The 19,451-nt window shown below is 61.4% G+C and carries 20 protein-coding genes; all 20 read right to left on the reverse strand.

Annotated elements, in window-relative coordinates; genetic code table 11:
• Positions 1 to 44 precede the first annotated feature (44 nt).
• Positions 45 to 1,517, reverse strand: a complete 1,473-nt coding sequence (aspA, locus tag JFX23_RS00600) for an aspartate ammonia-lyase (RefSeq protein WP_198774961.1) — start codon at positions 1,515 to 1,517, stop codon at positions 45 to 47.
• 217 nt (positions 1,518 to 1,734) lie between these two features.
• Positions 1,735 to 2,481, reverse strand: a complete 747-nt coding sequence (locus JFX23_RS00605; RefSeq protein ID WP_198774963.1) for a succinate dehydrogenase/fumarate reductase iron-sulfur subunit — start codon at positions 2,479 to 2,481, stop codon at positions 1,735 to 1,737.
• Complete coding sequence (locus JFX23_RS00610; protein WP_198774964.1) at positions 2,478 to 4,481, reverse strand: fumarate reductase/succinate dehydrogenase flavoprotein subunit; 2,004 nt, start codon at positions 4,479 to 4,481, stop codon at positions 2,478 to 2,480. The genes JFX23_RS00605 and JFX23_RS00610 overlap by 4 nt, the downstream gene beginning before the upstream one ends.
• Positions 4,478 to 5,188, reverse strand: coding sequence for a succinate dehydrogenase/fumarate reductase transmembrane subunit (locus tag JFX23_RS00615; RefSeq protein WP_198774965.1), 711 nt, complete (start codon positions 5,186 to 5,188; stop codon positions 4,478 to 4,480). Before JFX23_RS00615 ends, JFX23_RS00610 begins: the two co-directional genes overlap by 4 nt.
• A gap of 116 nt (positions 5,189 to 5,304) precedes the next feature.
• Entirely contained in the window at positions 5,305 to 5,622 is a 318-nt protein-coding gene (locus JFX23_RS00620; RefSeq protein WP_198774966.1) for a phosphopantetheine-binding protein, read from the reverse strand.
• Position 5,623: 1 nt separating this feature from the next.
• Positions 5,624 to 6,127, reverse strand: a complete 504-nt coding sequence (locus JFX23_RS00625; protein WP_040314308.1) for a DUF3145 domain-containing protein — start codon at positions 6,125 to 6,127, stop codon at positions 5,624 to 5,626.
• A gap of 153 nt (positions 6,128 to 6,280) precedes the next feature.
• Positions 6,281 to 6,772 (reverse strand): peptide deformylase, encoded by a 492-nt coding sequence (gene def / locus JFX23_RS00630; RefSeq protein ID WP_198774967.1) that lies wholly within the window; start codon positions 6,770 to 6,772, stop codon positions 6,281 to 6,283.
• A 2-nt stretch (positions 6,773 to 6,774) separates the two neighbouring features.
• A complete protein-coding gene (locus JFX23_RS00635; RefSeq protein ID WP_198774968.1) occupies positions 6,775 to 8,586 on the reverse strand; it encodes a proline--tRNA ligase in 1,812 nt (603 codons plus the stop codon).
• Positions 8,587 to 8,677: 91 nt separating this feature from the next.
• Positions 8,678 to 9,112 carry a hypothetical protein gene (locus tag JFX23_RS00640; protein ID WP_198774974.1) on the reverse strand — a complete coding sequence of 145 codons (435 nt, stop codon included), beginning with the start codon at positions 9,110 to 9,112 and terminating at the stop codon, positions 8,678 to 8,680.
• A 98-nt stretch (positions 9,113 to 9,210) separates the two neighbouring features.
• Positions 9,211 to 9,702: a hypothetical protein gene (locus tag JFX23_RS00645; protein WP_198774976.1), complete on the reverse strand. Its 492-nt coding sequence runs from the start codon at positions 9,700 to 9,702 to the stop codon at positions 9,211 to 9,213.
• 36 nt (positions 9,703 to 9,738) lie between these two features.
• Positions 9,739 to 10,875 carry a flavodoxin-dependent (E)-4-hydroxy-3-methylbut-2-enyl-diphosphate synthase gene (ispG, locus tag JFX23_RS00650; RefSeq protein WP_198775288.1) on the reverse strand — a complete coding sequence of 379 codons (1,137 nt, stop codon included), beginning with the start codon at positions 10,873 to 10,875 and terminating at the stop codon, positions 9,739 to 9,741.
• A gap of 143 nt (positions 10,876 to 11,018) precedes the next feature.
• Positions 11,019 to 12,068, reverse strand: coding sequence for a threonine aldolase family protein (locus JFX23_RS00655; protein WP_198774978.1), 1,050 nt, complete (start codon positions 12,066 to 12,068; stop codon positions 11,019 to 11,021).
• A 24-nt stretch (positions 12,069 to 12,092) separates the two neighbouring features.
• On the reverse strand, positions 12,093 to 13,331 hold the full coding sequence (locus tag JFX23_RS00660; protein ID WP_198774980.1) for a M50 family metallopeptidase: 1,239 nt from the start codon (positions 13,329 to 13,331) through the stop codon (positions 12,093 to 12,095).
• Positions 13,331 to 14,566 (reverse strand): 1-deoxy-D-xylulose-5-phosphate reductoisomerase, encoded by a 1,236-nt coding sequence (gene dxr / locus JFX23_RS00665; RefSeq protein WP_198774981.1) that lies wholly within the window; start codon positions 14,564 to 14,566, stop codon positions 13,331 to 13,333. The genes JFX23_RS00660 and dxr overlap by 1 nt, the downstream gene beginning before the upstream one ends.
• Positions 14,563 to 15,114 carry a DivIVA domain-containing protein gene (locus JFX23_RS00670; protein WP_198774989.1) on the reverse strand — a complete coding sequence of 184 codons (552 nt, stop codon included), beginning with the start codon at positions 15,112 to 15,114 and terminating at the stop codon, positions 14,563 to 14,565. The genes dxr and JFX23_RS00670 overlap by 4 nt, the downstream gene beginning before the upstream one ends.
• Positions 15,111 to 16,346, reverse strand: coding sequence for a dual-specificity RNA methyltransferase RlmN (rlmN, locus tag JFX23_RS00675; protein WP_198774991.1), 1,236 nt, complete (start codon positions 16,344 to 16,346; stop codon positions 15,111 to 15,113). The genes JFX23_RS00670 and rlmN overlap by 4 nt, the downstream gene beginning before the upstream one ends.
• On the reverse strand, positions 16,343 to 17,230 hold the full coding sequence (locus JFX23_RS00680; protein WP_198774993.1) for a phosphatidate cytidylyltransferase: 888 nt from the start codon (positions 17,228 to 17,230) through the stop codon (positions 16,343 to 16,345). The genes rlmN and JFX23_RS00680 overlap by 4 nt, the downstream gene beginning before the upstream one ends.
• A gap of 5 nt (positions 17,231 to 17,235) precedes the next feature.
• Positions 17,236 to 17,793, reverse strand: coding sequence for a ribosome recycling factor (frr, locus tag JFX23_RS00685; protein ID WP_198774995.1), 558 nt, complete (start codon positions 17,791 to 17,793; stop codon positions 17,236 to 17,238).
• 17 nt (positions 17,794 to 17,810) lie between these two features.
• The gene (pyrH, locus tag JFX23_RS00690; protein ID WP_040314138.1) at positions 17,811 to 18,527 is read right to left on the reverse strand and encodes a UMP kinase; all 717 of its coding nucleotides are present in this window, start codon (positions 18,525 to 18,527) and stop codon (positions 17,811 to 17,813) included.
• Between the two features lie 94 nt (positions 18,528 to 18,621).
• A complete protein-coding gene (tsf, locus tag JFX23_RS00695) occupies positions 18,622 to 19,449 on the reverse strand; it encodes a translation elongation factor Ts (protein WP_198774997.1) in 828 nt (275 codons plus the stop codon).
• Positions 19,450 to 19,451: the final 2 nt, after the last annotated feature.

The raw sequence follows: 19,451 nt of genomic DNA on the forward strand, positions 1-19,451 counted from the left end.
TCCACACGCGCCTCTGCTACGAGCAGGGGGCGACTCAGGCGCAGTCAGTCACGAGCAGGGTCCTCGGGCACTTCAACGACCGAAGGATCCGCGCCCGAGTAATAGTTCTTATCCCGGTACTTCGGACGCAACAGATTCTCCACACTCAAAAGCTCATCCAGGGTCTTCTCATCAAGGAGCCCCATTTCGAGGACGACTTCTGCCACATTGCGCCCCGACCTCGCACACTCCCTACCGACCGCATCCCCGTTCGCGTGCCCGATCACCTCATTGAGGTAGGTAACAATCCCAATGGAATCAAGCACATTGCGCCTGCACACCTCCTCATTCGCTTCAATCCCGATGATGCAGAACTCTCTGAGGGTCCGCATCGCCGAGGTCAGCAGGTTGATGGATTCGAACAAGCACTGCCCGATCACGGGTTCCATGACATTGAGCTGAAGCTGGCCGGCCTCGGAGGCGAAAGAAAGGGCCACGTCATTGCCGAAGACCTTGAAGCAGACCTGGTTGACGACCTCGGGAATCACCGGATTCACTTTCGCGGGCATGATCGACGAACCCGCAGCGCGTTCCGGAAGGCGAATCTCCCCCAACCCTGCGCGGGGCCCGGAAGACAAAAGGCGCAAATCATTGCAGATCTTCGACAGCTTCACTCCGAGGCGCTTGATCGCCGCATGGATCGACACATAGGCACCGGTGTCGCTCGTCGCCTCAAGGAGATTATCCGCGCCCTTGATCTCAAGTCCCGTGACTTCGCGAAGATGACTCACGACCGCATCCTGGTAGCCCTCGGGAGTGTTGAGTCCCGTTCCAATGGCAGTGGCGCCGAGATTCACTTCGAGAAGGAGCACTGAATTGTTGCGCAAGCGAGGGATTTCCTCGCCGAGCAGGACCGAAAAAGCTTCGAACTCCTGGCCCAGGCTCATCGGCACCGCGTCTTGAAGCTGGGTGCGTCCCATCTTCAAAACATCCTTGAACTGCAAGCCCTTGGAGGCGAGGGAATCGATCAGGCGTTCGAGCTCGGCGATGAGCGCTTCGACTTTCTCATAAACCCCCAGGCGAAAGCCTGTCGGGTAGGCATCATTGGTCGATTGGGATTTGTTCACATGGTCGTTCGGGTGAACGTGGGTGTAGCGTCCCTTCGCGTATCCCAAGTGTTCGAGGGCGAGGTTCGCGACGACCTCATTGGTGTTCATGTTCACGCTCGTGCCCGCGCCACCTTGGAAGACGTCGATTGGGAATTGATCGAGGCAGCGCCCGTCCTCGAGGATCTCATCGCAGGCCCAGATGATGGCGTCCGCGATCTGCGGATCGAGGATCCCGAAATCCCTGTTCGCCAAGGCCGAGGCCTTCTTCACTTGGACCATGCCGCGCACGAAGGCGGGTTCGTCGCCGATCGTGTGCCCTGAGATCTGATAGTTCTCGATCGCTCGGAGAGTATGGATGCCCCAATAGGCTTCGAGTGGAACGCTGCGGGTGCCGAGGAGGTCCTCTTCGATCCTGCCGACGGTCTTCACCTGTTTCTCCCTCTTCACTGGCTTTCGCGCTTCGCTGCGCGACACAGCGATTCTCTCGCAACCTGGGACGATCGACCTAGACTTGCCGAAAGATCACACAGAGTTCACCATCTCATAAGACCAGCTTGGCACAATCTTGACGAAAAGCTGTGGGGGTGCAGCGCCCTCTCCTTCGGCGCACGACCCCAGCACAACCAGGCGTCAGAAGCCCGCCTTCTCAGTTCTTGCGGTGGAAAAGGGCACCCCAACGCTCCCGAGTCACCACTCCCGTTACTCCCAATGGGAGCTTGGCGGGACAGGCGCGAACACACTCCGCGTAGCCAGAGCAGCCCCCGAAGAAACTCTCAAGCGCCTTCGACATGTCACGAGCCCGCTTGCGACGCTCTTTGGAGGGGATCGGCAAGAGTGCAAGAGAAGCCAGGCGCGCCCCCGCATAAAGGGCGGCAGACCCATTCGGGCAGGCCGCGACGCACACTCCGCATCCGATACACGCTCCCAAGTCCAAAGCCTCAAGGGCCCTGTCTTTCCCGATTGGGAGTCCATCGGCGTCCGGCGCAGCCCCGGTCTTCGTCGAAGCCGCACCGCCAGTGCCCATGAGGTGGTCAAGGATCGAACGGTCGACAACGAGATCACGGATCACCGGATACAGGCCGGAGCGCAAAGGCTCAATGGTGATCCTCGTTCCCTCTTCCAATTCGCCCAAACGCTGATGGCATGCGGGCAGGTTCTGAGCAAAACCATTGGGGCGACCATTGACCATCAACGCGCAGGCCCCGCAAATCCCCTCCCGGCAATCCGAATCGAAAGCGATGGGCGCAATATTCTGTTTAATGAGTGAAGCGTTTAAAGCATCGAGCATTTCAAGAATGCTCATCAAAGGATCTGCGTCTTCGAGCACATACTCTTCGAAACGCCCCTTCTGCTCGCGCCCGTCCTGCCTCCAGACTTTGACTCGAAGCATCATCGGTAATCCCTCGCCTTCACTTCAACACTATGGAAGGCGAGGTCTTCACGCCGGTGAAGGAAGCTCGGGGTCTGATCCCAGCCCTGAGACTCCCAAGCGGACACGCACCGCCATTCCTCATCGTCTCTCCTGGCCTCTCCATCTGCCGTGACGTGTTCGACGCGGAAGTGCGCCCCGCACGACTCCTCGCGGTGAAGAGCGTCGACGCACATGAGTTCGGCGAGTTCGAGGAAGTCCCGTACGCGCATCGCTTCAACGAGATCTTGGTTGAACTCGTGTGCTGTACCGGTGATTCTCACGTCCTCGTCGAAGGCCGTTCGGATCTGTCGAATGTCGTGAATCCCCCGGATGAGTCCCTTACGGGAGCGGGTCACACCGCAAGACTCGTACATGAGCTCTCCAAGTTCGCGATGGAAGTCCTTTGCGCTCGTCGTGCCCGCCGCAGAAAAAGCACGGTCGATCCGATTCTCGGTCCGTTCGAGTGCCTCGCGGAGCGCCGAATCTTCCTCGCTGATGAGGGGCTCTTTGAAACGGGACGAGAGGTAGTCGGTGACGACGTGCGGGATCGTGAAAGCCCCGTCGACGCATGCGGCGAGAAGGGAGTTCGCGCCCAGTCGGTTCGCCCCGTGGTAGGCGGCGTTCGCCTCGCCGGCGACGAAGAGCCCAGGAATGGTTGATTGGAGGCGGTAGTCCACCCACAGGCCTCCCATTGTGAAATGGGCGCCGGGTGCGATTCTCATTGGCCGCGTATAGGGATCCTCCCCCGTCGAGTCCTTGTACATGTCGAAAAGATTGGAGTACTTCGCTTCCAAAGCCTGCCTGCCCTGGGCAGCCAAAGCATCACGGAAGTCAAGGTACACAGAGTTTCGGGCAGGGCCGACTCCGCGCCCCGCTCGGATCTGCGCATGGGCCGCCCTCGATGCGATATCACGAGGTGTGAGATTGCCGTATGCGGGGTATTGGCGTTCGAGGTAGTAGTCCCGTTCCTCTTCGGGAATGTCGCCGGGCTCTCGCTGATCCTGGGCACTCAGGGGCACCCAGATCCGCCCATCGTTGCGCAGCGACTCCGACATGAGAGTCGTCTTCGACTGCCAGGGATTCGACATGGGCAAAGCTGTGGGATGGAACTGGACGAAGGAAGGTGAGGCGAAAGCCGCGCCCGCACGATGCGCCCGCCACACCGCTGTCGCATTGGAGTTCTTCGCGAGGGTCGAGGAGAAGTAACAGCTCCCATAGCCGCCCGTCGCGAGCACAACTGCATGTGCTCGAATGACGTGGATGCGCCCGCTCTCCAGATCACGGACGACCACTCCGGCCGCCCTGCCCTCGGCGAGAAGAAGATCAAGCATCTCCGTGCGCGGATGCAGGCGAATCCTGCCTGCGGCGGTTTCTCGCAGGAGCGCGCTCGATGCTGCGATCTGGAGCTGCTGGCCCGTTTGCCCGCGCGAGTAGAAGGTTCGGGAGACTTGAACGCCGCCGAAAGAACGTTTAGCCAAGTGGCCCCCGTATTCGCGGGCGAAGGGGACTCCGAGGGCATTCATGTGGTCAATGACTTTGCTCGAAAGCTCGCCGAGGCGGTAGACCTCGGATTCTCGGGCGCGGAAGTCCCCGCCTTTGAGTGTGTCGGTGACGAAGCGTTTGAGGCTGTCCCCGTCCACTCCCCTGCCTCGGGCCGCGTTGATTCCGCCTTGGGCTGCGACGGAGTGGGCGCGTCTCGGGGAGTCGTGGAAGGTCACCGCATCCACTGCGAAACCGAGTTCGGACAGGGCGACTGCGGCTCCCGCCCCGGCCAGTCCCGTGCCGACGACGACGATGCGGAGCTTAGGGCGGTTCGCGGGGCTGATGAGGCCCGCCGTAGAGACGAAGTGCGCCCACTTGTTCTCCACGGGCACTTCGGGTTCGTGGGCGTCGAGCGTGGGGCCCTCCTCGACTGCGGGGGGCGTGATTCGTGCCATGCGCAGGTCGATCCTGGAGGTGATGGGTTCTTCTTCGTTGATCATGGGGCGAGTCCCTTCATCAGGGAGAAGCACAGGACCGCTCCGTCGCCCAGGACGATTGCGACGGCGATTCCTGCTCCGATGATTTCTGCGATTCTCAGTCCTCGCCTCCCGGTCATGCCCAGGTCTTTGACAGCCAGGCCGATCCCGTGGAAGAGATGAAGGCCGAGTGCGATGAGGAAGAGGGCGTAGGCCGCGCCCGCCAGGGGGCGAGAAAGAGATGCGAGGACATTCGCGGCTGCATGGAAAGCCGGGTCTGGAGGCCTGAAGGCTGCGGAGGCCACAACGACGCCGAGGGTCAGGTCGAGGATGTGCAAGACGATGAGAATGGCGAGGAGGATTCCCGTTGGCAGCATCGCGCTCGCGAGGATACGACGCGCGTGCATTCCGCCTGCCCCCGGTGTTCGGGTTCTCAAGGCTGAGGCTTTAAGGGCGAGGGCGCAAAGAATATGCGTGAGGATCGCCAAGAGGAGAAGAATCCTGAAGATCCACAAGGCCCCCTCGTAGGGCATGAGGGGGACGAGGAGTTCACGAAGCCACGCCGCGTAGGCATCCATTGAGTCCGGGTCGATGAGGATCTTGAGGTTTCCGAGCATGTGAATGGCGACGAAGGCCACCATGAACAGCCCTGTGAGCGCAAGAAGCGGCTTCGCGACCCATACGGGGATGAGCCCGCGCACAGACTGTGAGTGTTCCTGAGCAGCATCCACGCTGATGCACCTCCTCCTCCAAGCCTAGAGAAGGCGCGGCACTCCTGTGGCCTTTCGCACATTCCGTCTCATATTCATCTCAGGCAGCACGAAAGAGAGGAAGCGCCCGGAGTATCTCAGCGTGTGGCGGCCTCTACTCCTGTGAGGAGGTCTTCCAGGGTTGTCCACGCCGCGATGGATGCGTCGGGGATCTGGATGTGCAATTCGTGTTCGATTCTCGCGATGATCGCGTAGAGGACGAGGTCGTCGAGGTCGAGGTCCTCAACGAGTCTGAGATTTGCGCGCGCTGCCTCGGGCTCGAGGGAGGTCTCATCGAGGACGGCCGCCATCGCTGTTTCGCGGATGCGATCCGAGTCCTCTTGCGCCCGAGTATGAGTGTCCTCAGGTTCTTCAGGCGTGAGGGAGTATCCGAGTAGCTCCGCGATCGACCCCATCTCAGCCGACCCTGTTGTTCAACCAGCGCACGGGTGCCCCGGCTCCTGCGTGACGGAAGGGTTCGAGTTCCTCATCCCAGGCCGCGCCCAGGGCGAGGTCGAGTCCTTCGCGCAGCTCTTCAAGGGAAGAAGCGCCTTCCAGGGCTGCGCGGATGCGGTCCTCGGGGACGACCATATTGCCGACGGTATCCATCTGAGAGTGGAAGATCCCCAGTGAGGGGGTATGCGACCAGCGTCCGCCGTCATTGTGTGGACTCGCTTCCTCCGTCACCTCGTATCGCAGGTGTTCCCATCCACGAAGCGCGGAGGCGAGGCGCGCTCCTGAGCCCGTTGGACCGGCCCAGGAGAATTCGCTTCTCACCATGCCGGGGGCAGCATCTTGTGCGATCCATTGAAGATGCACTTCCTGGCCGAGGGCGGTGCCGACAGCCCATTCGATGTGCGGGCACAGTGCGGGCGGCGTCGAGTGCACGAAAAGTACACCGCGGGTGTATGTCCCTCTCAATGTGACCTCCGGTTCTTCTTGAGGATCGTCTTCCCCTACGTCCTCTGAACCGAACATCCACTGTTTTCACGGTGCACCCTCATCATAGCGGACCCGCCCCAGCTTCCAGAAGGAACCTGCGGCGGGTCGCTCAGTGATCGTCAAGGAATGCGTTCACCACTCCTGATTGCGGATGTCGCGCAGCGCCTTCTTGCGGGTCTTGCGATCGAGGCGATCAATATAGATGTAGCCGTCCAAGTGATCGCACTCGTGTTGGAGGCATCGGGCCATCAGCTCTTCGCCCTCGAGGGTGATCTTCTTGCCGTCCAAGTCAATGCCCTCGACGCGCGCATACCAGGCTCGCTCAGTCGGATACCACAGCTGCGGCACCGAGAGGCAGCCCTCGTCGCCGTCCTGATACTCGTCCTGCGAGACTTCGACAATCCGAGGGTTGAGGACGTAGCCGATCTCGCCATCAATGTTGTAGGAGAAAGCCCTCTTGCTCACGCCGATCTGGTTGGCGGCAAGACCTGCACGCCCATCCATATCAACATTCTCGAGGAGGTCTTCGACAAGCGCCTTGATCGAGGCGTCAATCTCGCGGATCTCCTCGCACGGAGTACGCAGAACAGGGTCTCCGATGATTCGGATTTCACGATGCGCCATCTTCACTCTCCCTTGATCAACTGCTCATGAGCGGCCAGCAGTGCCTCCACGGCCTCTCCGATAGCAAGCTCCCTGCGTTCGCCCGAAGCACGCTCGCGGACCTCAACGAGGCCTGTGGCCAGTCCCCGCCCGACAACGAGGGACAGCGGAACACCGAGGAGTTCCGAGTCGGCGAACTTCACTCCCGCACTCACCTTGCGCCGGTCATCGAAGAGCACATCCAAGCCCCGAGCCTCGAGCTCTTGGGACAGGGCCTGGGCGGTTTCAAACACCTCATCGCCCTTCCCGGTTGCGAGAACATGCACATCGAAGGGAGCGATAATCGCAGGCCAGGCGAGGCCTTTGTCATCGTGGTTGGCTTCGGCGAGAGCAGCGAGCACACGGGACACGCCGATCCCGTAGGAGCCCATGGTGACGACCTGAGCCTTGCCGTTCTCATCAAGGACCGTCAGCCCCAGAGCATTCGCGTACTTGCGGCCAAGAGCGAAGATGTGGCCGATCTCGATGCCCCGCTCTAGGTGGAGCGGACCCGATCCGTCAGGAGCCAAGTCGCCCTCACGGACCTCAGCGGCCTCGATCGTGCCGTCAACCTGGAAATCCCGTCCCATCACGAGGTTGAGGACGTGATGCTGATCCTTATTCGCGCCGGTCACCCAGCTCGTCCCCTCGACGATCCGAGGATCAACGAGATAGCGGACCGTACCGCTCACGCGCCCGTCCTCGTCGATCGTGCGGGCGGGCGAATTCGGACCGATGACCTGGGGGCCAATGTAGCCGCGCACCAGTTCGGGATAGTCCTCAAGCTCCTTGTCGGTCGCCATCTCCACTTCAGCCGGGGCGAGTGAAGCCCCGAGGCGCTTCATATCGATCTGACGATCACCGGGAATACCGACGACGAGGAGCTCAGTAGAACCATCCGGGTGAGTGAGGGTCACCACGACATTCTTCAAAGTGTCGGCGCCGTTCCAGGGGCGCCCATCGCTGCGCGGATACTCCGAGTTCAGCAACTCCACGAGGGTCTCAATGGTTGAGCATTCGGGAGTCGCAACGACGCGAGGCTCTCCCACTCCGGAAGCGTCGACGGGCTCAGGAGCGGGAGTCGTCACAGCTTCAGCGTTCGCCGCATAGCCTCCGGGGGAACGGACGAAAGTGTCCTCTCCGATCGGGCTCGGGTGCAGGAACTCCTCCGAACGCGAACCACCCATCGCGCCCGACATGGCCGACACGATGACATAGTCGAGCCCAAGACGAGTGAAGATACGCTCGTAAGTGTCGCGTTCAGCGTTATAGGAGGCGTTGAGCCCCTCATCCGTCAGATCGAAGGAATAGGCGTCCTTCATGATGAACTCGCGGCCACGAATCAAGCCCGCGCGTGGACGAGCCTCATCACGATACTTCGTCTGGATCTGGTAGAGCATCGTCGGCAGATCCTTGTACGAGGAGTACATGTCCTTGACAAGAAGGGTGAACATCTCCTCATGAGTCGGAGCAAGCAGGTAGTCGCCCTGCTTGCGGTCGACGAGTGTGAAGAGAGTCGGACCGTACTCCTCCCAACGCTTCGTCGCCTTATAGGGTTCAGCCGAAAGGAGGGCCGGGAAATGAACCTCCTGGGCTCCCATTCGGTCCATTTCCTCGCGGACAATCGCCTCCACCTTGCGCAGGACCCGCAGACCGAGGGGCAGCCAGGTGTAGATTCCAGGGGCCGCACGTCGAATGTAACCGGCTCTGACGAGGAGCTTATGGGAATCGACCTCGGCATCGGCCGGGTCCTCGCGCAAAGTGCGCAGGAAGTATGAAGACAAAGTTCTCAGCACCCGTCCAGGGTAGTCCACGCCCCCGCCCCGAAGCGACCTCGCTCCCCTTGAGCTCCACCTCCCCTCCGGGCTCAGGGCCTCTTCTTCTCCCTCAGTGACGCGGCTCGAGAAGCATCCTTTGCAGTTCCTCGCGTGAACGCTGCGGATGGCGCCTGTAAAAGCGAGTGGCCATCCACCCCGGATACATCCAATCCGGCAAGGCTCCACCCATGAAAGACCAGGCGGCAATCACCACGATCGCAGCAAAAAGCACAGCAACAATCGTGGACTCGAAGATCGGATCGCGTCCCACGATCATCCTGGCACTCACAGCTCCCAGGACAATCCAGGTGAGCCCCGCGAGGGGCACAAGAGGCCAGATCACAGCTTGAATCTGAGGAATCGCCGCCCTGGAGGAGAAGGGGTAGCAGCGCAGGATCGCGATCCTGCGGGCCCTGAGGCTCACGCCCGACCACAGCCAGCCCCAGGCAGCGAGGATGAACACTCCCGTCACGACGAGCATCAACACGCCGAACCATTGGCTCATGAGTGTTCCTCCCCTCAAAGCAATGTCCTATGGCACTCCGACGTGCTCTAGCATCGCTTCAGCGTAACTGAAAACGCCAGCCGACTGCCCCAAAGTACTCAGAGCCCTAAGGCTGCCCGCTTAATATCCCTCAGCATGCGCATCGCAGTGAAAGACTCCAGCGCAAGACGCGCCCCCAATGCCACCGAGGACGACTCCGGAGCCGCCACGTGCCGTTCTCGCAGGTGAAGCAAGGTTCGTTCCGGCGTCAAAGGCAAAAGCGCAAAAACAACAGTCCCACTGCGGCCCTCGTCTTCAAATCCGGGAGTCGGCACGCTCAGAATCAGGCAGGAGTTCTCCTCGCGAGCCAGGATACGCGAAGCCTCCTCGTCCTCGAAAGCCTGCTCAATGACTCGCCACACCATCTCAGGCGAAGCGTCAATGCGCACGCCGCGGTCGAACACCGTATCAGCGGTGGGCACGAGCAGATCGCCCGGCAGGGAGACCGCAGCCTCCGATGCGCTCAACCCGATCCGCCGCGGGAAACCGCTCGCAACAGCCGCCCCGACAAGGGCTGCGCCCGTCAACGCGAGACAACGAGTGAACTTCATCGGTGTTCCTTCCTGACTGCTCAAATCCTTACGCACTCAGCGCCCAAGGGGAAGGACTTCAACCTCGCCGTCCCCAGGTTCAAGGCCCATTTCCTCAGCGAGAGCATTCGCCCGATTGATCAGGGTCTCGACAATCTGATCCTCAGGAACCGTCTCAACGACCTCACCGCGAATGAAGATCTGTCCCTTCCCATTGCCCGAAGCGACACCAAGGTCGGCCTCGCGAGCCTCACCGGGACCATTGACAACGCAGCCCATGACGGCAACGCGAAGCGGGACCGTGAGCTCCTTCAAACCCTCAGTCACGTTCTCAGCAAGAGTCCACACGTCGACCTGCGCGCGTCCGCAAGAAGGACAGGAGACGATCTCGAGGGTCCTGTCACGCAGTCCCAAGTACTCCAAGAGCTTCGTACCGACCTTGACCTCCTCGACCGGGGGCGCAGACAAGGAGACGCGGATCGTGTCGCCGATTCCCTGGGCAAGAAGCACCGAGAACGCGGACACGGATTTGATCGTGCCCTGGAAAGCGGGGCCGGCCTCAGTCACACCCAGGTGAAGAGGCCATTCGCCCGCCTCGGAGAGCTGACGGTAGGCCTCGATCATTGTCAGTACATCGTGATGCTTGACGGAAATCTTGAAATCGTGGAAATCATTCTCCTCGAAGAGGGAAGCCTCCCATACGGCGGACTCAACGAGAGCCTCAGGGGTGGCCTTTCCGTACTTCTTGAGCAGGCGCGGATCCAAAGAACCAGCGTTCACACCAATGCGCAGGGACGTCCCATGGTCCGAGGCCGCCTTGCAGATCTCCTTGACTTGATCATCGAACCTTCGGATGTTTCCGGGGTTGACGCGCACCGCACCACAGCCCGCCTCGATGGCGGCGAAGACGTACTTCGGGTTGAAGTGGATATCAGCGATCACCGGAATACGTGATTGCTTCGCGATGATCGGCAGAGCTTCAGCGTCCTTGTCCGTCGGGCAGGCGACGCGCACAATGTCACAACCCGCGGTCGTGAGCTCTGCGATCTGCTGGAGGGTCGCACCAATATCGTGGGTCTTCGTCGTTGTCATCGACTGGACGGAAACCGGTGCCCCATCGCCGACGGGAACATCGCCGACCATGATGCGGCGAGTCTTCTTACGCGGGAAGGATGAGGTCTTCACGGCGGGCATGCCCAGAGCAATTTCAGTCACGCCCCTATTATCGCCCGCTCTCCGCTGCGCCAGGCTCGACAGCTCCGACTTTGTGTCCTGTCCCTCACGCTCCCCCGGGGTGCGCCCGGGCTTTTCATGAGCTTCCCACGAATGCTTGACCTCTATTTCGAGACCTTGGCAATCCATTCGAGGAGCGCCGCCTCGTCCTCTTTTGTCGTCGACCAGGACACCACGACGCGAGCGCACACCCGATCCGGTGACAGACTCTCCCATTCGAGCAGCTCGAAACGTGAAGAAAGATCCTCCCACACATCGAGGGGCAGGATCGGGAAGATCTGGTTCGTCGGCGAATCGACGAGCATCTCGAACCCGGCCTCCTCGAAGGCTCGACGGATCCTCTGGGCGCGCACAGTCGCTTCCCGGGTCGCAGTGAAATAGTCCCCGTTTTTGAGCAGAGCGAGGAACTGTGCCCCCAAGAGCCATCCTTTCGCGAGAAGACCTCCGTGGATCTTCATGAGGGGACGCAGATGCTCACACTCCTTGTGCCTGGGCAAGACGAGGGCTTCTGCGCCAAGGGCTCCGCATTTCGTCCCCCCGATCGTGAAAGCATCACTGAAACGGGCAATGTCTTTGAGGGTGACATCATTCGTTATCGCCCCGAGCCCGTAGCCCATGCGGGCGCCATCAATGTAGAGAGCGAGACCGTGGGCATGACACACCTCGGACAGGGCCTCTAAGCGTTCAAGAGAATACAAGGTCCCGAGCTCCGTTGGCTGGGAGATGCACACGAGGCCAGGTTCAGCCAGATGCTCGCGCATCCCTCCATCACGCCACTGAAGGATGAAGTCCTCGACTTCATTGGGGTCGAGGAGGCCATCGTGGGAGGCCAAAAGCTGAATCGAATGGCCAGAGTTCTCAATCGCCCCGGCCTCGTGCGTGGCGATATGGCCGGTGGTGGCGCACAGGACCGACTGCCAGGGGCGCAAGAAAGAATCGATCGCAATGTCATTGACTTGTGTGCCGCCGACGATGAAACGCACACATCCCGAAGGAGCGTCACACAGCTCAAGGATCCTCGATTCGGCTTGAGAACACAGTTCATCCATCCCATATCCCGCAAAGGTTCTCGTATTCAAGGAGGTGATCTCCGCTAAAACCGCGGGATGAGCGGTAACGGAATAATCATTCGTGAAAACCGGGCGGTGAGTCACTCTTCCTTCTTCTCCCTTGTGGAATCACTCCAATGCGATCGGTCGAATGATATCGGCGAGTACGAGAAGCAGCGTCATCGCGATGAGCAGTGCGCCGACCGTGTAGCTCACAGGCATGAGCCGTGCTGTATCGACGGGCCCGGGCTGTGGCTTGCGGGCAAGCCTCGCAGCTCCTGAGCGCACCCCTTCGAAAAGGGCCCCTGCAACATGCCCGCCGTCGAGGGGCGGAAGGGGAATGAGATTGAAAAGCCCGAGTGCAATGTTCACAGAGGCCAAAATGGACAGAAGAACTGCCCATGTGTTGCGCAGCAAATCGGGATTGGCGCCGCTCGAATCCGCGCTCACTTCTCCCGCGATTCTGCCGACTCCGACAATGGAGACGAGGCCGTCCTGATCGCGTTGTGTTCCTGCGACAAGAGAGTGAGCAACATTCCACAGGGAGCTCGGAAGGGAGATGAGGGCATCGCCGGTTCTCGTGAGCATCTGCATATAGGCGCCGATGAATTCGCTGGGCGTGGCAGCCCGATACTCTTTGGCGGCAACGACGCCGATCACGGGCCGCCCGTCCTCGCCCATGAGAGGAGTGACGGGCACACTCACAAGCGCATCTGCCCGTTCGAGGGTGAGCTCGATCGGGCCGGGTCCAGCTTCTTTCACAGCGGGGCCAAGCTCTGACCACCGCGAAATCGATCTGCCCCCAACGGCGACAATCCGATCCCCTGGCTTCACTCCAGCAGTGGCCGCAGGGCCGACGAGTTCACCCGAGGAGGTATGAACAGTGGCGCGAACTTCGGAAAGCTCAAGAGTCGCTACGGGCGAGCCGATTCCGAAGGCCGCGACCGCAAGGAAGACGAAAGCGAGAAAAAGGTTCACCATCGGCCCGCAGGCCATGATGATCGCCTTGCGCCACCAGCTCAGGCGATAGAAGGCTCGAGCTTCCTCGCCCTTGGGGATCTCCTCTGCGCTGGCGCGGCGCGCCTCCTCCGCGAGAGTGAGATGCCCCGAGCGCCTCCATCGCTTACGCGAGAGCGAACCGGGGGCGAACATGCCGAGAATACGCACGTATCCGCCCAGGGGGAAGGCGCGAAGAACGTAGCGGGTCGTCCCTTTCTTCACTGAGAAGAGTTTCGGCCCGAAACCGATCGCGTACTCGGGGACGAGGGCGCCAAAGCGTTTCGCCGGAAGCATATGTCCGAGCTCATGCAAGGCGACGGAGAGGGTAAGGCCGATCAGGACCACGAGGATTCCGAGGACCTGTCCCATTACTTCCAGCCCTCCTGGGCCACGGCCTCTTCGGCGCGGGCCCTGGCCCACTCCTGGGCCCCGATGATGTCCTCGAGCAGGGGATCTGCGATGCCCTCATGGGCGCCAACCACCTCGCGCAGCACATCAACAATGCCGAGCCAAGGCAGGCGTCCCGAAATGAAAGCGTCGACAAGGATCTCATTGGCGGCGTTGAAGACTGCGGGGTGGGTCGCAGATGCGGCCACAGCCGAGCGCGCAAGACTCACCGCTGGGAATGTCGTCTCGTCAATCGCTTCGAACGTCCAGGACTGGGGTTTGCTCCATGCCAGGGGCTCTTCGACTTTCTCGAGGCGTTCGGGCCACGACAATCCGAGGGCGATCGGCAGGCGCATATCCGGCGGGGATGCCTGCAAGGTCGTCGCCCCATCAATCCAGGTCACCATCGAGTGGACGATCGACTGGGGGTGCACGACCGTGAGCACATGCTCAGGGGCAACATCGAAAAGCAGATGCGCCTCAATGAGTTCAAGTCCCTTGTTGACGAGAGTCGAGGAGTTGATCGTGACGACCGGACCCATATCCCAGGTCGGGTGGGAGAAGGCCTGAGCGGGAGTCACATCGCGAAGCTCTTGACGAGTGCGGCCCCTGAAAGGACCTCCCGAAGCGGTGAGCACCAGGTCGGCGACCTCGGTCTTGCCCGTAAGGAGCGGCGAGGTCAGTCCCTTCTCATGCACGCCCGAAGCGAGTGCCTGAGCGATCGCGGAATGCTCCGAGTCCACTGGGACGATCTGGCCGGGGCGCACGCAGGCACCCCTGACGAGGTGGCCGCCCACGACGAGGGACTCCTTATTCGCCAAAGCGAGAGTCGCCCCCGATTGAAGGGCCGCGAGAGTCGGAGCAAGCCCCACTCCCCCGGTGATGCCGTTGAGAACAACACCCGAGGGGACGAGACCGGCGGCCTGAGTCACGCCGTCTTCTCCCTCGAGGATCTCGGGGATCTTCGCCTTCGGATCCAGGGTTCTCAGTGCGTCAATCAGCTCCTGGGCGCCTTGTGAGGCGAGGGCGACGAGCTCGGGGCCGAACTCGAGGACTTGGCGTGCGAGGAGTTCAATACGCCCTCCACCCGCTGCCAGAGCGTGAACGTCGAAACGTCCGGGGTGCGAGCGGATGACCTCCAAAGCTTGGGTGCCGATGGAGCCGGTAGATCCGAGGACGACGACCGGGGAGGCTGCAAAGTGGGTGGGAGCGCTCATTCGACTGCGAGGAGGATCTCGACCGCACGCCCCAGATAGGCATCTACCGGCCCTTCGAGGTATCCCCTCTTTCCGCGAGCAGGCTTAAAGACCGCGGTGCGCACTTCGTCGACATTCAAGGGCCTGCCTTCGTCGAAGTAGGCGGCCAGGCGATCGAGGAGGTCGTCAACTGCGACGACATCGTAGCCTCGTCCCTTCTGAGGGTGAGCGAAGCGCTCACCGCGCGGGCGCAAGAGCCTGTCGTACAAGGTGGTCGCACGGTCCGCGATCTTCTCAAGCCACGCCGCTTCACCGTTGACGGCGACATGATCGAGGCGGTCACGTTGAACGAAAGCCGCTTCGAGACGGTTCATCGCCGCATCGACCGCGTCCATCCGATAGCCGCCACGTTTGAGAGGGAATGTCGCTTGGCGGACCTGTTCAGAGGAGAATCGCTCTGCGGGCACACCGCCCTCGTAAGCCCTGCGTGCGTCTTCGAAGAAGGCGTCCACGTGTTCGGGCGCGTATCCGTTCCTTAAGAAGCTCACCTTCGGGAAAGCGTCACTCATCGGTTCTCCTGCTCGGATCGTTCCTCGTTTGCTGCTGTTGTCGCTCCGCCCTGAGTAACGGCGGTCGCAAGTTGACCGCATGCGCCGTCAATGTCGGAGCCGCGGGTATCGCGAATTGATGTCGAGATCCCATTGTCGCGCAGGGTCTTCACAAATGCGTCCTGAGCGCGCCGCGTCGAGGCGGTCCAGATCGTTCCGGGCGTCGGATTCAAAGGGATCGGATTGACATGGGCCCAGCCATGTCCGCGCTTATTGAGCTCGTCGGCGAGGAGTTGAGCCCTGTAACGCTGATCGTTCATGTCCTTGATGAGCGCGTATTCGATCGAGACACGCCGACCGTTTGTGAGGAAGTACTCACGAGCCGCATCGAGGAGTTCGCCGACTTTCCACCGCGAGTTAATGGGGATCAACTCGTCGCGAAGATCGTCGTCTGGCGCATGGAGCGAAACCGCGAGAGTCACGGGAAGGCCTTCGCCTGCGAGTTTCTTGATTGCGGGGACGAGGCCGACCGTTGACACCGTGATATTGCGCGCCGACATGCCAAAACCTTCAGGACTTGGATCGATGAGACGGTGGAGCGCCGAGACGAGCATCTTGTAGTTCGCGAGGGGCTCTCCCATCCCCATGAACACGATATTGCTTAGACGCGTGGGCCCACCTTCGAGGAGCCCTTCCCTGCATGCCACTTGAGCCTGACGCACTTGGTCGATGATTTCCGCGGTCGACAGATTACGGGTGAGCCCCATCTGCCCGGTCGCGCAAAACGGACAGGCCATACCGCATCCGGCTTGGGAGGAGACGCACAGGGTCGTCCTTTCCGGATAGCGCATGAGGACCGACTCGACCTTCGCCCCGTCGAAGAGGCGCCACAGGTGCTTGAGGGTCATTCCTCGGTCGGCGCGTTGGACGACGAGCTCGGTGACGAGTTCGGGAAGGAGCACCTTGACCAGGTTTTCTCGCATCGAGGCGGGAATATCCGTCATCGTGTTCGGGTCGGCGCTGAAATGATCGAAGTAGTGGCGGGAGAGCTGATCGGCTCTAAAGGCCGGGAGGCCAAGATCCTTCACAACCTTCTTGCGTCCGGCGAGGTCAAGATCCGCCAGATGCGCAGGCGCTTTTCCCCTGCGTTTGGGTGCGAAAGAAATGATCGGCTTCGCGTCGGCGCTTGTGGCGCCCTCGGGTGCTTGATCGCTTGGACGCACCTCTGGGCGCGCGGCGTGTTCAACAGTCATTGGGCTCCTAGGAGCGTCCAGGACAAGATCAGGTACATGAGGGGAGCGACCATGAGGAGTGCATCCACTCGATCAAGGATCCCCCCGTGCCCTGGAAGGAGCGCCGACATGTCCTTCAATCCTGCTTCTCTCTTAATGAGCGACTCGGTGAGGTCACCGAGAGTGCCGATAATGCAGGCCCCGAGTCCTGCGAGGACGCCGAAGCCCCAATGAGCTCCGAGCGCCCAGAAGGAGACCGCACCGAGGCCGGCCGCTGCGATGCTTGAACCGGCGAAGCCCTCCCAGGACTTCTTTGGGGACAGGCGCGGCGCCATCGGATGCTTCCCGAAAAGAACTCCTGCGACCCAGCCACCGGTGTCGGATGCGACGACGAGGCCGACGTAGACGAGCACGATCCACGGGTCCTGGAAGTCCTTGACCATGAGGACGACGAAGGATGCGAGGAAGGGAATGTAGACGGTGGCGAACACGGAAGCCATGACGTCTTGGATGCAGCCCTTCATGTCACCTTCGAGGATCCTCCAGGTGACGACGGCGAAGAAGCTCGCATACAAGGCGAAGAGGAGCGCTTCGGGACCAAGAGTCCAGGCGCAGGTGAGCATCCCGATGGCCCCGATGTACAAGGGGGGCATCATCAGGGATGTTCCGAGTCGGGCGAAGGCTCCGCCCAGCTCCCACAGGCCCGCGAGGACCAACACGCCGATGAGGACGACGAACAGCCAGGGGGCATAGACGAGCGGCAGTGCGGCCGCAGCGATCAGCACGATGGCCGTCGTGACCGCTGCTGGAAGATTACGACCGGCTTTGCCGGATGCGGCAAGGGGCTCCCCCTGCCGGGTCGGACCCGGATGGAGGATCCGTCCGACGAGGGAGGGGGAATCCATTGGGCTCACAGCGTGAGAAGCTCGCTTTCCTTCGAGGCGAGGAGCTTGTCGATCTGCTCGACGTGGCTCTTGGTCGTGGACTCGAGGGACTTTTCAGCGCGATCGACTTCGTCTTCGCCGGCCTCCCCGTCCTTCTTCACCTTATCGAGCGTGTCCTTCGCCTTGCGGCGAATGTTGCGCACCGACACTCGGGCTTCCTCGGCCTTCGTCTTCGCGAGCTTGACGTACTCGCGGCGACGCTCCTCGGTGAGGGCGGGAAGGACGACTCGGATGACGTTCCCGTCATCGGTGGGGTTCACTCCCAAGTCGGACTCGCGCAGGGCCTTGAGGATCTCCTGGGTCGCGGTTCGGTCGAAAGGAGAGATGAGGACGGTGCGCGCCTCGGGGATCTGGAAGGAAGCGAGCTGTTGCATGGGCGTGGGAGCGCCGTAGTAGTCGACTGGGATCTGATCGAACATCGCCGAGTTGGCTCGTCCGGTACGGATGTTGCCGAACTCGCCTCGGGCGGCCTCGACGGCGCGATCCATCTTGTCCTCGGCCTCGAGGAGAATGTCATCAATCACTGGGGCTCCTATGTTGATCAGTTGTCAGCCGTGACAAGAGTACCGATTCTCTCGCCGAGAAGAGCAGCAGTCACGTTACCGGGCTCGGACATACCGAAGATCCGGGTCTTGAGCCCATTGTCGCGGCACAGGGCCAGCGCGGTCGAATCGACGACCTTGAGTTCATGAGCCAAGGCGTCCGAGTATGTGACGAAGTCGAGCTTCTTCGCTTCTGGGTTCGTGCGCGGGTCATCGTCGTACACGCCGTCGACCCCGTTCTTCGCGACGAGGAGTTCATCGCAGTGGGTTTCGAGGGTCCGTTGAACCGAGACCGTGTCGGTCGAGAAGTAGGGCATGCCGGCTCCGGCGCCGAAAATCACGACGCGTCCCTTCTCCAGGTGGCGAATCGCGCGAAGAGGAATGTATGGCTCAGCGACCTGCGTCATGGTGATCGCGGACTGGACTCGGGCAGGAACTCCCGCTTGTTCGATGAAATCTTGGAGGGCGAGGGCGTTCATGACGGTTCCCAGCATGCCCATGTAGTCCGCGCGGGAGCGGTCCATGCCCGCTTGGGCGAGGGAGGCTCCCCGGAAGAAATTACCACCACCGACGACGACTGCGACTTCGACTCCGCGGCGCACCGCAGTCGCGATCTGTCCCGCAATATCGCGGACGACAAGCGGATCAAGGCCAACAGCCCCGCCGCCGAAAGCTTCACCGGAAAGTTTGAGGAGGACCCTGCGGGACTTCGCCATGTCGATTGCTCCTAAAGAATGCGAATGAGAACTGAGGAGAAGATGTGTGGGTACTGTAATGGCCCCGCCACTGGGGCGGGGCCATTACGAAGCGTCAGGCTCCGACGTGGACGCGGACGAAGTCAGTGATCTTCGCGCCGGCCTCTTCGAGGACCTTGCCGACCGACTTGGAGGGGTCGCGGGCGAAGGCCTGGTCAACGAGGCAGTTGTCCTTGAAGTAGGCCTCAAGACGACCGGTGACGATCTTGTCGACGATCTTCTCGGGCTTACCCTCTTCGAGGGTGATCTTCACGAGAGTCGCACGCTCCTTCTCGAGCACATCGGCCGGAACGTGGTCGCGGTCAAGGTACGCGGGCATGTAGGCGGCGACGTGCATCGCGATGTCGTGGGCGACCGAAGCGCCAGCGGCGTCGGTCACGACGAAGACTCCGACCTGCGGGGGCAGGTCCGGGCTGGTCTGGTGGAGGTAGAGATCAACGTTCTCGCCCTCGACGCGCACGACGCGACGGATCTCGAGCTTCTCGCCGATGACCGCAGCCATGCCGTTGAGCTTGTCCTGAACGGTCTCCCCACCCATGGGGGCGGCGAGGAGGGTCTCGAGATCTGCGGCCTTGGAAGCGACGGCGGCCGCGAGGACCTCGTTCGCGAAATCGATGAACTTCTGGTTCTTCGCGACGAAGTCGGTCTCGGAGTTGACCTCGACGAGGACGCCGACGCCGCCTTCGACCTCGGCGACGAGCAGGCCCGCGGAGGCCTGACGGTCTTCGCGCTTGGAGAGCGACTTGAGGCCCTTGAGGCGGATGATCTCCAGTGCCTTCTCAGCGTCGCCATCGGCCTCGGTGAGGGCCTTCTTCACATCCATCATTCCGGCGCCGGTCTGCTCGCGCAGAGCCTTCACGTCGGCAGCGGTGAAATTCGCCATTG

Source organism: Schaalia cardiffensis, assembly GCF_016405145.1.
Taxonomy (GTDB): Bacteria; Actinomycetota; Actinomycetes; order Actinomycetales; family Actinomycetaceae; genus Pauljensenia; species Pauljensenia cardiffensis.